General features: G+C 48.5%; 13 protein-coding genes. 4 read left to right on the plus strand and 9 right to left on the minus strand.

Annotated features, from left to right (window positions below; translation table 11 throughout):
* The first annotated feature begins 246 nt into the window (after nt 1-246).
* Nucleotides 247-495: a hypothetical protein gene (locus VN105_RS28505; RefSeq protein WP_325646678.1), complete on the plus strand. Its 249-nt coding sequence runs from the start codon at nt 247-249 to the stop codon at nt 493-495.
* Between the two features lie 114 nt (nt 496-609).
* Nucleotides 610-3,024: a S8 family serine peptidase gene (locus tag VN105_RS28510; RefSeq protein ID WP_325646680.1), complete on the plus strand. Its 2,415-nt coding sequence runs from the start codon at nt 610-612 to the stop codon at nt 3,022-3,024.
* A gap of 89 nt (nt 3,025-3,113) precedes the next feature.
* Here the strand turns inward: VN105_RS28510 and lpdA are convergent, their stop codons facing one another.
* From lpdA to VN105_RS28545, 7 genes are all read right to left on the minus strand, one after another.
* Complete coding sequence (gene lpdA / locus VN105_RS28515) at nt 3,114-4,520, minus strand: dihydrolipoyl dehydrogenase (RefSeq protein ID WP_325646682.1); 1,407 nt, start codon at nt 4,518-4,520, stop codon at nt 3,114-3,116.
* 157 nt (nt 4,521-4,677) lie between these two features.
* Entirely contained in the window at nt 4,678-5,337 is a 660-nt protein-coding gene (locus tag VN105_RS28520) for an outer membrane lipoprotein carrier protein LolA (RefSeq protein WP_325646684.1), read from the minus strand.
* A 132-nt stretch (nt 5,338-5,469) separates the two neighbouring features.
* Nucleotides 5,470-8,103, minus strand: coding sequence for a DNA translocase FtsK (locus tag VN105_RS28525; RefSeq protein ID WP_325646686.1), 2,634 nt, complete (start codon nt 8,101-8,103; stop codon nt 5,470-5,472).
* A 21-nt stretch (nt 8,104-8,124) separates the two neighbouring features.
* Nucleotides 8,125-9,549, minus strand: coding sequence for an alpha/beta hydrolase family protein (locus tag VN105_RS28530; RefSeq protein WP_325646688.1), 1,425 nt, complete (start codon nt 9,547-9,549; stop codon nt 8,125-8,127).
* Between the two features lie 13 nt (nt 9,550-9,562).
* Nucleotides 9,563-9,955, minus strand: coding sequence for a DUF423 domain-containing protein (locus tag VN105_RS28535; RefSeq protein WP_325646690.1), 393 nt, complete (start codon nt 9,953-9,955; stop codon nt 9,563-9,565).
* A 1-nt stretch (nt 9,956) separates the two neighbouring features.
* On the minus strand, nt 9,957-10,427 hold the full coding sequence (locus tag VN105_RS28540; RefSeq protein WP_325646692.1) for a shikimate kinase: 471 nt from the start codon (nt 10,425-10,427) through the stop codon (nt 9,957-9,959).
* 57 nt (nt 10,428-10,484) lie between these two features.
* On the minus strand, nt 10,485-11,105 hold the full coding sequence (locus tag VN105_RS28545) for a 4'-phosphopantetheinyl transferase family protein (protein ID WP_325646693.1): 621 nt from the start codon (nt 11,103-11,105) through the stop codon (nt 10,485-10,487).
* A 124-nt stretch (nt 11,106-11,229) separates the two neighbouring features.
* Here VN105_RS28545 and dcd point away from each other — a divergent pair, with 124 nt between their 5' ends.
* A complete protein-coding gene (dcd, locus tag VN105_RS28550) occupies nt 11,230-11,766 on the plus strand; it encodes a dCTP deaminase (protein ID WP_142687570.1) in 537 nt (178 codons plus the stop codon).
* Between the two features lie 29 nt (nt 11,767-11,795).
* Here the strand turns inward: dcd and VN105_RS28555 are convergent, their stop codons facing one another.
* Nucleotides 11,796-12,905, minus strand: a complete 1,110-nt coding sequence (locus VN105_RS28555) for an AAA family ATPase (protein WP_325646696.1) — start codon at nt 12,903-12,905, stop codon at nt 11,796-11,798.
* A complete protein-coding gene (locus VN105_RS28560) occupies nt 12,889-13,599 on the minus strand; it encodes an RNA ligase family protein (RefSeq protein WP_325646698.1) in 711 nt (236 codons plus the stop codon). Before VN105_RS28560 ends, VN105_RS28555 begins: the two co-directional genes overlap by 17 nt.
* Nucleotides 13,600-13,794: 195 nt before the next feature.
* Between VN105_RS28560 and VN105_RS29860 the strand changes: the two genes are divergently transcribed.
* Nucleotides 13,795-13,898: lipoprotein (locus VN105_RS29860; protein ID WP_414647274.1), on the plus strand; the 104-nt coding region annotated here is incomplete at its 3' end.

The following is a 13,898-nucleotide window of genomic DNA, read 5'->3' on the forward strand; positions in this document are numbered from 1 at the left end:
CTACAAATTGATTGTTTGTGAAACAGTTTACAGATCGTTGCTCAGATTTTGTTGAATTTTATCTTAAGGATTTCCTGTTTCAATATTACAACATTCGTTTTATTTAAAAAAAATTTTTGTTGTGGAGATGATAAAAAATTGTGTTGAAAAACTAAATACAGTAGCTTTAGGTGGCAACACTAAAACCAAAATCGCATACCATTTTCCAACGCCTCCATGCGGATAAAACCCTTTCAAATATGGCTTATGCTGCTTTTGCAGTTATGTTATTGTTACTATGCAAAAGCGCAGCAGCAGTACTATGCCGACAGCATAGTGCAGCGGTATGCCACAGATACTTTTTCCCTGCAACGGAAAAGCGGGCCATTCCTGGTAAAGTTTTCGGAGCTGCCGGATGAACGGCAACTACAGCAATGGGGACTTATGCAACCGATTTCCCGTTACCATTATATACTGCAACATGCACCAAACGACAGTACCATTCTTTATTGTTAGAGCGCAGGTTATAATTTCAAAGCAAGCATCCCGCTGCTGCAACAGCTGGAAAAAACAGCTGCACACGATAGTATTCTCACACAGGTATCATATCTCCCTCCAGAAAAACAATTGATGCATGCACGTATACTATCGTATTCCACCCAATACCATGTAGCAGTTGCAAAAGTTAAAAAGCTGGACTGGGCACTGTTTATCAGTCAGCCTGCTATACAGTTTGCAGACCTTATCCGGCGGCCTTCTCCTGAAATCATTATCAATACCGGTAACATGGTATTGAACCGGATCACGTTTGCACAACAGCAGTTTCCCCTTATCACCGGGCTACGTATAACCGTTTCCGTTAAAGAGGATATGTTTGATACTTCCGACATCGATTTGCAGGGGCGGTATGTTCCATCTTCCTATAACTCCCCCCTCAATACTGCCCATGCCCTGATCATGGCTACATTGATCGGTGGCGCAGGCAACAGCGGCGCCGGGGGTAAAGGTGCAGCTCCCGGGGTAAAACTGAGCTCATCTGATTACAACAGCAGCTTATTTCCTGATGAAGATGCATACTATCGTCAATCCGGCGCTACCGTGCAAAACCATTCTTACGGCACCGGCATCGAAAACTATTACGGCGCGGAAGCAGTAGCTTACGATCAGCAGATCTATACATCAGATACTATCACGCATGTATATTCTTCCGGTAATATCGGTACGTTGCCTGCGGCAGGCGGGCGTTACCAGGGCATTACAGGCTACGCCAATTTATCCGGCAACTTCAAGCAGGCTAAAAATATCATTGTTGCAGGCGGTACAGACAATGCCGCCCGGGTAATGGGGCTAAGCTCCAAAGGCCCTGCTTACGACAGCCGTATGGTGCCGCATGTTACCGCCTATGGTGAAGACGGTACTTCCGGCGCTGCCGCGCTTACGAGCGGCGTAGTAGCCCTGTTGCAGGACACATGGCGCATGTTGCACGGCAACGCTGCTTCCTCCGCCCTTCTTAAGGCAGTTATCATTAACAGCGCCTCCCGGCCCGCAGGCATACATCCATCATTTGGAGGCGGATATGGCAGCCTGGATGCCTATGCCGCCATGAAAACGATACAGGCCAACCGGCTGTTGCAGGGAAATGTGAGCAACCATACAGCTGCCACCTTTGATATCACCATTCCGGAAGGCATACAGGAAGTGAAAATAACATTATGCTGGAATGATCCGCCGGCGGCAGTAAACGCCGTTAAAGCGCTTGTAAACGATCTTGATGTAACAGCCACTACACGGGATGGCAGGTTATGGTTGCCCTGGATACTGAGTAGCTATCCATCGGCCGATTCCCTGAAACTGCCCGCAACGCGCGGCAGGGACAGTATCAACAATACAGAACAGATCAGTATTGAACATCCTGTAGCAGGTAATATGCGGATAAATGTATCCGGCACGAAGATGGCTGCCGGCGTACAACCTTTTTACCTGGCCTATGAAATGATCCCTGCCAACACTTTCCAGTGGCAAAATCCCGCAACGGGCGCCGTAGCTACCGCCGGGCGGGCGCTGCCACTACAATGGCAAACCACGTATACAGGCAACAGTGAGCTTTCCTATAGCATCGACAGTGGCCGTACCTGGTTGCCTGTAGTGCAAAACCTTGCCGTGGAAAACGGGCAGTATCAATGGGTGGCGCCGGATATATTTGGTATGGCTATGTTGAAACTAACGTTAACGGATACCTCGTTTATCAGCCAGTCTTTTTATATTTCACCGGTGCTTACCATGCGCGCAGGATTCAATTGCACAGATACCGTGCTGCTGTACTGGAACGGGCAGCCCGGAGCCGCAGCTTACCAGTTATACACCATGGGCAATACAGCACTGGCGCCATACCAGCAGGTGCGCGATACATTTATTTTTATTCACAAAGCCACCGCCGCATCGTTATACTTTGCAGTAAGCGCTGTTGCTCCTGCCGGGTGGACAGGTATTCGCAGCTATGCCGTTAACTATACGCAACAGGGCGTTGGGTGCTATGTGCAAACCCTGCTGGCCGATCCTACCACCGACAATAAAGTAGCATTGTCGCTTACACTGGGAAGTACCTGGCAGCTGCAAACGGTTTACTGGGAGCGGCTCACCCCCGAAGGCTGGTTAACCCTGGAACAACAGCCCGTTGGCAACGCTATGAACTTCAATTACCTCGATAACAGCGCGCCGGAAGGATTGCTGCGCTACCGGGTAAAACTGCTTACCAACGGCGGACAGGTGATCTATGCGGATGCTGTAACCGTTAGCATTATTGCAGATAACCATATCCTGCTTTTCCCCAACCCCGTGAGCAGCCAGTTCACCGTTTTAGATGCCACCCTGCGCAGCCGCAAACTGGTGATCACAGATATGGGCGGGCGGGTGGTATTGCAACGCAACCTTGAAGCCACCCAGGAAACAGTTGAAGTGCAACAGTTGGCGAATGGTATTTATAACTGTAGTATTTATGCAGATAATAAACGGATCTATTCCACACAAATAGTAAAACAACACTAGCAACTACACGGGTATAACATATGTATCCAAGCAAAACAGCTGCCCCGGTAAACCGGAACAGCTGTTTCTATACTTACAATAAAATAAAATTAAAGGTGAATTGCTTCGCCGTAAGCCACTTCTATGGCATCTTTTACAGATTCGCTCATAGTTGGGTGCGGGTGGATGGAATCCAGCACTTCCTGGTAAGTAGTTTCCAGCTTACGCGCTACTACTGTTTCAGCGATGATTTCAGTAACGTTGGCGCCGATCATGTGCGTGCCTAACCACTCGCCGTATTTAGCATCGAAGACCACTTTTATGAAACCTTCAGTAGCACCGGCTGCAGAAGCTTTACCGGAAGCAGAGAATGGGAATTTACCCACTTTCACTTCGTAACCGGCTTCTTTTGCTGCTTTTTCAGTATAACCCACAGAAGCAATTTCAGGCGCGCAATAGGTACAGCCTGGGATGTTCATGTAGTCCAGCGGTTCTGGTTTGTGTGCATATTTCTTTTCGTTGTATGCAATGGCTTCCACGCAAACGATACCTTCTTTGGAAGCTACGTGTGCAAGTGCCTGACCAGGAACCATATCACCAATGGCGTAAACGCCCGGGATATTTGTCTGGTAATATTTATCCACCAGTACACGGCCCTTGTCGGTTTTGATACCCAGTGTTTCCAGGCCGATGTTTTCAATATTGGCAGCAATACCTACCGCGCTCAGTACCACATCTGCTTCCAGGGTGATTTCGCCGGTCTGGGTTTTTACTTTTGCCTTTACACCGTTACCACTTGCTTCTACTGCTTCCACAGAAGAGTTGGTCATGATTTCGATGCCTTTCTTTTTGTATATTTTTTCCAGTTCTTTGGAGATATCCTCATCTTCTACCGGTACAATGCGCGGGAGGAACTCAACGATGGTAACTTTAGTGCCCAGGGTAGCGTAGAAATAGGCAAACTCAACGCCGATTGCGCCGGAACCTACCACGATCATGGATTTAGGCTGCTGCGGGAGCACCATGGCTTCACGGTAGCCGATTACATTTTTACCATCAATTTTCAGGTTAGGCAGTTCACGTGCACGTGCGCCTGTAGCCAGAATGATATGTTTTGCTTCGTGTACAGTGGCTTTACCGTCTTTATCGGTTACTTCCACCTGGCCTTTGGATTTTACCTTTCCATTGCCCATTAACACGTCGATCTTATTTTTCTTCATGAGGAACTGAACGCCCCTGCTCATTTTATCGGCAACACCGCGACTACGTTTGATCACCGCTTCAAAATCCACCTTTGCATCACTTACCGTGATACCATAATCTTTTGAATGCTGCGTATATTCAAAAACCTGTGCCGTTTTTAACAAAGCCTTCGTTGGAATACAGCCCCAGTTTAAACAGATACCACCCAGACTCTCTCTTTCAACTACTGCAGTTTTAAATCCCAGCTGAGAAGCACGGATAGCAGCCACATATCCGCCGGGCCCACTACCAATTACGATTACGTCGTATGCCATATTGTTTAATTTTAAATTGAACTTGCCAAAGGTAAATAAATAAGCAGAAAGCACAAAGCCTATTGCAAAAAGCCACCGGAGCGGAAACAACGGCGGTATTTGGTGTATTTACCGCGGTTATCTGCGCTCCGGTGGCCTTTATACTGAAAATCTTATACTAGCGGAGATCTACCACTTCTACGCCTGGATAGTTCTTGGCGTCGAAAGTAAAGGTAGCATCGCTCAGGTTGGTATTTGGTGTAAAGTTGGTGATTTCGTAGGTATAATGATTACCATTCTTCTCAAACACCTTCATTTTGGCAATGCTCTGGTTCTTTTTATCTACAGAAACAATCACTTTAAAAATGTTCTTGGATTTATCTGTAGGTGTAAGCTCTATATTCTGCAACACCTTTCCTTTCTCCGTGCTTTCCGGTTCCAGTTTGTACAGGTAATCCTTGTCGTAGAAGTTGGTGAACAGTTTGGCCGGCGTCATGGCGCCGCTGCCCTGATCCACGTTATTCACGGTTACTTCATTCACATCTTTGGCGTATGTCCAGGAGGTTTTGTTATCGCTGATAATTTCCTGTCCGGGCAGCGTTACTTTATACTTGGCGCCTTTCAGATAAACGATCCCTTTTTTAGAATCAGATACACTGTTATTGGCGCCTTCTATCTTTAATACAAAATTAGCGACTACTGTTTTTAAGGATTTGAATTTATTACTAACACCATCCAGAACGGTTTTTGCCTTTGGATCTGAAGCCCCCCTGGATTGTGCCATGCCGCTGAAAACAATACCACTCAACAACATTCCGGTTAATACAAATTTCTTCATCGTAGTTTTTTTTAGTTTGTGCTATCCAACAAAGACAAATGCCATGCCGGTATAGCCGTGTAGGTTTTTACAGGGTGCAAAATTGATCATATTTCCTGAAAAAGGGTAATAAATTCCACCGGCTTTAACATATTATAACAAATTATTAAGGATTTCGTTCAGCTCGCTTTCCGTTTTTACGAGCACATCCCTGGCTTTACTGCCCATATTGGGACCTACTATGTTAGCGGCTTCCAGCTGATCCATAAGGCGTCCGGCGCGGTTATAGCCGAGTTTCATCCGGCGTTGCAGCAGTGAAGTGGAGCCCTGCTGGGTGGTAACGATCACCTGGGCGGCCTCTTCAAACAGCGGGTCCCTGTCGGCAATACTCAGCTCCCGGCCATCCGGGTCCTTATCATCTACATACTCCGGCAGCAGGAAAGCATCTGGATAGCCCTTCTGGTTGCCGATAAATTCCGCCACGCTTTCCACTTCCGGCGTATCCACAAAGGCGCATTGCAAGCGCACCAGCTCCCCGTTGAAGGAAACCAGCATGTCCCCCTGCCCTATCAGCTGCTCGGCGCCGCCGATATCCAGGATGGTACGGGAATCTATTTTGGAAGACACCTTAAAAGCCACACGGGCCGGGAAGTTGGCCTTGATGGTACCGGTAATAATGTTTACTGACGGGCGCTGCGTGGCAATGATCAGGTGGATACCCACGGCACGGGCCAGCTGGGCCAAACGCGCAATCGGCATTTCCACTTCCTTACCGGCCGTCATGATCAGGTCCGCAAACTCATCTACCACCAGCACAATGAACGGCAGGTAGCGGTGGCCTTTCAGCGGGTTCAAACGGCGCTGGGTGAATTTGTTATTGTATTCACGGATGTTACGGGTACCGGCTTCCTTCAGCAGGTCGTAGCGCAGGTCCATTTCAATACAAAGCGCGTTGAGCGTATGGATCACCTTCTTGGTATCGGTAATAATGGCATCGTCCTCGCCGGGTAATTTAGCCAGGAAGTGCTTTTCAATAAGCTTGTACAGCGACAGCTCCACTTTCTTTGGATCTACCAGCACAAACTTCAGCTGTGAAGGATGCTTTTTGTACAGCAGCGATACCAGCAAAGTGTTGATACCAACGGATTTACCCTGACCTGTAGCACCTGCCATCAGGAGGTGCGGCATTTTTGCCAGGTCGGCAATGAAGTTTTCATTGTCGATCTTTTTGCCGATGGCAATAGGCAGGTCCATGGTGCTGGTCTGGAACTTTTCCGACGCCAGCATATTTTTGAGAGATACAATGGTTTTCTTCACATTGGGTACCTCTATACCAATAGTGCCTTTCCCGGGGATGGGCGCAATGATACGGATTCCCAGGGCCGACAGGCTCAACGCGATATCGTCTTCCAGGTTCTTAATACGGGAGATACGGACACCCGCCGCCGGTACTATTTCATACAGGGTAACAGTGGGCCCTACGGTAGCGCTGATCTTCTGGATAGAGATATCGTAGTTCTTAAGGGTATCAATGATCTGGTTCTTATTCTTTTCCAGTTCGGAGGTATCCTGTACAATTACTTTATCTGCATTGTGATTTTCCAGCAGATCCAGCGTAGGGAATTTATAATCTCTCAGGTCCAGCGACGGATCGTAAGGATCCACCGGTTCTACCGGCCTTACCGGCGCTATTTCTTCCACTTCGTCTTCTTCGTCCTGGTAGGTGGGTTTTATTTCGAAGGTCACCTCCACTGGTTCCCCTTTCTTTTTGCCTGCAGGGGCCAAAGGTTGTTCAGGCGTTTCTTCTATATACAGCAATGGCCCCGGGTCTTCCTCCTCTTCTTCCTCATCGGGGAGTTCGTCTTCGGCAGAAGGCTCCGCTGTTTCCGGCGGAAGATAAGCAGCATGTGCGGAAGGGATCACGGTGATGTCTTCCCTTTCCACCAGTTGCATAGGCGGCAGGTCGTCCACCTCTTCCTCTTCTGCATGAGGAGGGATCACCATTACGCCGCCTTCTTCGCGGAGGCCATTCCTGCGCGGATCATCTTTTGCGGCGGCGGATGTGGATGCAGCAGTGGCAGATTGCATTACAGGGGCTGCCGGCGCCGCTGCGGGAACGGGTTTAGGCGGCTTCACCTTTTTCTCCGGCCATTTAAAGTCGAAATTAAATTTCCAGATAAGCCAGGAGAGGCCCACTACGAGTAACAGCAGCGCCGTTCCGGTTTTACCCACAAAGCCGGTGGTCCATTTGCTCAGGGCATCGCCCAGGGCGCCACCCCAGGGAAAATCGCCACCACCCACCGCAAAAGCCATGGTCATACTGATGAACAGCAACCCGAACAGGATATATTTTATGCTGCGCCAGATACGGAATACCCGGCGGCCTACAATGAAATTTACACCGATAATAAAAAAGAAGTAGCAGAACAGGTAGGCGGCAATACCTACTCCATAAAAGAAGAAATTATGCGACACATAAGCACCCAGGCGACCGAGCAGGTTATCTACTTTTACATCTCCAAAAAATAATTCCCTGGTAGAATAATGGAAAATTTTATCCTGGTCGTCTTCCCAGGTAAAAAGATAGGAAGTGAAAGCTATAAAACAGTAAACAGACAGTAAAAGAAAAAACACGCCCAGTACTTTGTGGGTGCGTTCATCTTTCACCAGCTCTTTTACCTTCACCTCCGGCTCCTTGTCCTTCTTCAGTACATCAGGATTCGCAGCAGGGGCTTTTGGTGTTTTTTTGCTTTCCGGTTTTTCGGTTTTCAGTTTATTCTTGGACATATTATAATTTCAGATTTGGGACTACCTGTCCTCCGACGGCGGCAACTGTAAGATCCAGTGTGCCATAAACGCGGGGACCAGGGGATCAATGGTTTGCTCCAGTTCTCCGTATTCGTTCACTTCACATGTTTTGCAGCGTTGAAACAAATGGTTTAATCCATCAAACTTACGGATTGTTGTGAGCAGATTACCATTTTCGTTCAATGCGCGTTCAATTTCTTTCAGATTTGCGGTGGCATCCACCTGTATGTCTGCCGTGCCGTTGATAGCCATAAACGGACATTTGATCTGTTTCAGGTAGGTCAGCGGCTTGTATCTTAATAACGATATAGTTTCTGGTCTCATATTCGATGCCCGTATCAATTCATCTTCTGTTTGTCCTTTCTTAACGTCTTCACTTGAGTTACGGTATATATTTCTCAGAATTTCCTGCGCCCGGGGTGTGATAGCGGTAATATCGCTGTCGCTGGCCAGCAGGTCCCAGTAAGGTTTCATGCGTGCCTGGTCTGCCAGGATCAGGCTATCTGATTTACCGGCCAGTTTCCCTTTGGCGACCGATTGCTGATCTATCAGTTCCCGGCCGCTGATGCCCACGCCTGCCATCGATATTACAAAAGCCACGGCCGGATTGTTTGCAGCTGTGATCTGCGCTACTACGGCGCCTTCACTGTGCCCCAGTAAGCCGATACGCGCAGGATCCGCATCCTTCCTTGTTTTCAGGTACTTCAACGCTGTAAGGGCATCGTGCGAAAAATCATAAATATCAGAGGTATCAAAGTCCCCGGTAGAACCGGCAAAGCCCCTGTCGTCATAACGGAGGGAGGCAATACCATTCCGTGCAAAATAATCTGCCAGTACAAGGAACAGCTTGTGACCGGCTATTTCCTCGTTCCTGTCCTGCGGGCCTGAGCCCGACAACATCAGCACTACCGGGTATTTGCCTTGTGCAGCCGGGCGGGTAAATGTTCCGGCGAGAGTAACACTGTCTTTTACATTATTGAACTTTACCTGTTCCGTGTAATACGGGAACGGCGGTTTGGGCTCCTGCGGCCTTTTATACATTTCAGCGGCAGTAATTTCTTTCCGGCCAAGGTCTGAACGACTTTGATCATCCACAAAGCCGGTAATACCCCTGAATTGGTTTGAAGCCGGGTCCCATACGCCGGTAAAGGAAAACCGTAAGGCATCAATACGCAGTAGCAGGGTATCTTTCCGGTATACTACCGTTTCCAGTTCAAAATAGTCGTTGTCCGACATTTCCGGCAGCTGGAGCGTGCCCTTATAGCCTTCCCCGTCCTTTTGCAGGTCAATGATCATACGGTATTTATCGCCGTAATAAAGTTTGAAGGTGCCATACCATTTGCCGGCAATATTTGCATTATCCTGTGCCATTGCCACTGAACCGGTCAGTAAAATCACTATCAACACCCAAAAACGGCTATACATATACGAGACTGCTTTATGCTTTTAATTTTAAAATCCCTGCCAGCAGGCAGATCCAGCCGGCTATAAAAAACACGCCGCCAATGGGCGTAATAATGCCGACACCTCTCAAACCTACGTTACCAGTAGCTTTGAGCATGGTTAGCAGGTACAGCGAGCCGGAGAACAGCAGCACCCCGATAATAAAACACCTGCCTGCCCACACCAGCTGGTTGCCGGGCACATGAGCAAATAAGATGCCGGTAGCAATTAATGCGAATACATGATAGAACTGGTAAGTAACGCCTGTCTGAAAAGTAGATACGGTTTCGGGAGGCACCAGCTCTTTCAGTTTATGTGCGCCAAATGCGCCTAAAACTACTGCCAATGCGCCTAATACCGCTGCCCAAACTAAAAAACTCTTATGCATATCAGAAATTTTGCGTAAAGGTATCCAATGAAATATTATCCGATGTAATTATATGCCTTGATTGCTGGTAGAAAGGGAGCCGCTCCGCCATCTTCTTTTCTACAAATCCTACCAGGTCTTCATCTTCCAGGCCGGCAATCAGGGGCCGTTTGAATTTCTTGCGTTGCAGGCGTTCTACCATCGTTTCCACAGAGGGATTGATCCAGATAGTAGTGCCATGTTCATTCATAAAATCCATGTTCTCCTGGAAGCAGGGCGTTCCCCCCCCGCAGGAGATGAGGAAGTTGTCCTGTTGTGATAATTCCCGCAGCAGCTGGCTTTCTTTCTCACGGAAATAATCTTCCCCCTTGGTGGCAAAGATGTCGGCAATCGCCATTTCTTCCGCTTCTACAATCACCTCATCCAGGTCGTAGTAAGGCAGTTGCCAGTGATCCGCCAGTTGTTTACCCCAATAGGATTTTCCGGCACCCATAAAACCAAGTAAATAAATCTTCATAAATAACGCGACAGTGCTTAATAAAATCTTTCCTCACGCAGGATGAGTCCATGCCAGGCATAGGTCATTTTCCATAATATATTGCAAATATAACCGGGTATTTGTATCCTGTTTGTTAAAATCGGCAGTAATAAAACCGGCTTGCTGAAAAATAAAGGGATGCAGTTTCATATTCTCTTTAAAATCAACACTTCCCCGGCCGTACCATTTAAATATGGCTTCCTTTGCGCTCCAGCAAATCGTTTTGTGCGGCAACTCATGCGCAGGATCAATAAATGACCGCTCTGCAGGCGACAGGAACTTATGCGACACCAGTTCTATTTTAGGTTTCACCTCCTCAATATCGATGCCCACCGCAGCTTTGGTGCTTACAATAGCAGCGGCATAATCAGCGCAATGGGAAATGGAAAAATGATGGCTGTCGCAGGCCAGTACAGGCTTACGGGTATTTGTAACCATAATTTCCTTAACGGGAAACTCCGGGAAAAGCGTTACCAGCAAATACCTGCCTGCAAAATGCTGCAAACGTTTATGCGGATGGTGAATGGCCCGGCTGATATTTACCTTCTCCTGGAAAAAGCTTTCCGTTTCTGTTATCTTCCACACACCCAGCTTCGTTTCCGGATCAATTTGTATCGTTCGTATTAATGGCATATCTTGCCAAATTAAAGCAAAAAAGCAGAAAAAACAGCTTTTGGCAATACGCCTTTAACTAAATGCTAACAGCTGAAAACTAAAAGCTAACAATACAGCTCACTAAAACTAAACAAACCTAAGCATGATTCTGTCAGACAAACGGATATTGGAGGAAATTGAAAAAGGCACTATCGTCATTGCTCCCTATGACCGGAAATACCTGGGTACCAATTCCTATGATGTGCACCTGGGGAAATACCTGGCTACCTACAAAGACCGTGTGCTGGATGCACGCAAACACAATGAAATTGATCATTTTGAAATCCCGGAAGAAGGGTTTGTATTACAGCCCGGTACCCTCTACCTTGGTGTAACGGAAGAGTATACCGAAACACATGCACACGTTCCCTTCCTGGAAGGCAAATCCAGCACGGGCCGCCTGGGGATCGACATTCACGCCACCGCCGGTAAGGGCGATGTAGGCTTCTGCAACACCTGGACCCTGGAAATCTCCTGCGCACAACCTGTACGCATATACGCAGGTATGCCCGTAGGACAGCTCATCTACTTCGTGGTAGAAGGCGAAGTGGAAACTTTCTACAATAAAAAAGGAAACGCCAAATACAATGGTCGCACGGTAAAACCGGTGGAGAGCATGATGTGGCGGAATGAATTTTAATAAAAGCAATGGTCAGCAGTAGCCAACGGCTAACTGCTGACTGCTATTTTCAGTTCGTGCGCTTCCGCACTGGTAGGCACTTCCAGCTTCCTGATCAACCGCTCCATCGCTGCCGCCGGCACTATTTCCTCCCGCTGCCGGTTTTGCTGCAACAATTTCGCCGCAGGCACTTCCACATACACAATAGTTACTGCCGCCCCATACGCTGTAAAAAGACTGATCAGTTGTTCCCTCATCTGTTTTGTGATATTGGTAGCGTTCCACACAAAGGATCTTTTTTCCCGGAGATATATCCTGGCTTGTTCCTTCGCGGCCTGGATCACTGTGCCATTGCCACTTTTATCAGTAGGACTTATTTTCATTACCTGCCGGATATTATCCAGGGAGATGACCGGCAGTTGTTGATAATGCCGCCGGATATAGGTATCCTTTCCTGCGCCCGGCAAGCCGCTCATCAGGATCACCGGGGTTTGGGGCGTATCAAACGGCACATAGTCCGGTGAGCCGCCTGTTTTGAGCAGGTACTCCATGCGAGCCTGCGGGGTGGCAAACGGGCGCGGTTGTCCCCAGCAATTGTTTTCCCGGCACAGTTCTTCGAAGCAATCCAACCGGTACAGCAGGTCCGCCTGATCCCTGCAGATACGGCCGAGAGCATCGGCGCGCGCCAGCAACGCCAGCAGTTGCGTATTCACTTCAAGGCTGGCAGTGATCAGGGCTTTTTGCGGATCCGGCTTTTCAAAGATCCAGAGCGGCAGGCCATGATACCTCACCAGTTTGGCGATCTGTTCACGCACATGAAAGGGCGCCGGCGCCTCCCGGTAAAGGATCTGCCGGGCCCGCGCTTCACCTTTGCGGGCATGGCCCGCAGAAGTGATAGCTCCGTTGGGCTCCATAACGGTAGTGCTGTATTTCTCCACATCGTGCAGCAATGCCGCTGCCCACATCAGCTCCTGGTCTGCCGCCGGCAATTCCCTGCAGGCAGGCAATTGCTGCAGCGCTTCCAGCACCATCTGCGTGTGTACGGCCACGTTACCTTCTGCATGATGCCGCGCATCCTGCGGCACTTCCCGCATTACGCGCACCCATTCAAATGTATGTTCCAGGTGCGACCACTCCTTATTTTCACTGAGCTGCCACATAATTACCTCCTTCGTTGTTTAACCTGGCACGGCGCCAGTGGCGTGTCCAGTGCTGGTCTGTTTTTACGTGCCCTTTGCGGACATACTTAAACACATTATCTGCAAAATCGCTCACAGCATAGCCGTTGGCATTGCGCGATACGATCCCCTCCATGGTAGCCGGCAGACCGGTATGCACATCATGCGGATCAAAAGCGCCGGAGCCTTTCACCAGTGAAAGCATCTCCTGCTCAAAATCGCGGCGTACAGCCGGCGGCGTTATACGCTTAATTTCCGGCACCAGCGGCAGGCCAAGCATAGCCGCGTAAAAGCCGGTTTCCTCCCAGCTGAGCCACTGATCCCCCTCCCGGATGCCAAACACATAAAAGTGATGATCCAGGTTGTGGTATTCAATGGAATGCACGGCGTAGAGATTCTCAAGAAAGATCTCAAGATCACCCAGGTCGTTTTTTATACTTTGCCAATAACGGCGAATGGTTTCCGTCCACGGGGATGTAGTGGGCGCTGCATGTGAGCGCGCAAATACCCCATAGCGGGATAAACAATTATTTTCACCGTCCAGCTTTTCCGTATGGATCAGCACCGGGATCTGTTGCAGCGAATGCCAGTATTCATGCCGGATACGGTCATCGCTTGTAGTACCGGGTGAAAACGGGTAATGCCAGGTACGGCCATATTTCTGAGAAATCGCCATGTTATCAGGGTTTAAATTAAACAATAGTTTCACAGGCCTGTTCCGGGAAGGAACGGCGAAAGGAATACGTTAATATGCCTGTGAGATTACATGGCGCAAGTGTTTGCAGTTTTAATTAATGAGTGGCAAAAATAAAGAAAATAATTAAATAGTATATTACACAGGCTTTTGAAAAACAACAATAATCCTCCTGCGATGAAAAAATTCCTCCTTTGCGCCACTGCTGCAGCTGCGCTTACAGCCTGCAACAACGGCAGCAGCACTAAAACCGGCAGTACCGACAGTACGCTGAATAATGC

This window comes from Chitinophaga sp. (assembly GCF_035564935.1).
Classification (GTDB): Bacteria; Bacteroidota; Bacteroidia; order Chitinophagales; family Chitinophagaceae; genus Chitinophaga.